Annotated in this window: 1 protein-coding gene; it reads left to right on the forward strand. The window is 43.5% G+C overall.

Translation table 11 applies throughout. From position 1 onward, the window contains the following. Positions 1-37 precede the first annotated feature (37 nt). Positions 38-329 (forward strand): HigA family addiction module antitoxin (locus FN960_RS23720; RefSeq protein ID WP_143850787.1); only part of this gene is annotated, 292 nt, incomplete at its 3' end.

Genomic DNA, 329 nt, shown 5'->3' on the forward strand with positions numbered 1-329 from the left:
TGCATCGCTATTCACAAGGAAGCAACAGTTAAAAACCATGAAACAGGCAACAAGAAAACCGACGACACCCGGAGATATTCTTCTCTATGAATATCTGGAACCGCTCGATTTGAAAATCAATGAGTTAGCAGAGTTGCTGCATGTTCATCGTAATAGCGTCAGTGCACTGATCAATAACAATCGTAAACTCACTACTGAGATGGCATTTCGTCTGGCGAAAGTTTTTGATACCACAGTCGATTTTTGGCTAAACCTCCAGGCGGCGGTTGATCTTTGGGAAGTTGAAAACAACATGCGCACCCAGGAAGAATTGGGACGGATTGAAACAG

The sequence above is a fragment of the Alkalicoccobacillus porphyridii genome, from assembly GCF_007293315.1.
Taxonomy (GTDB): domain Bacteria; phylum Bacillota; class Bacilli; order Bacillales; family Bacillaceae_D; genus Alkalicoccobacillus; species Alkalicoccobacillus porphyridii.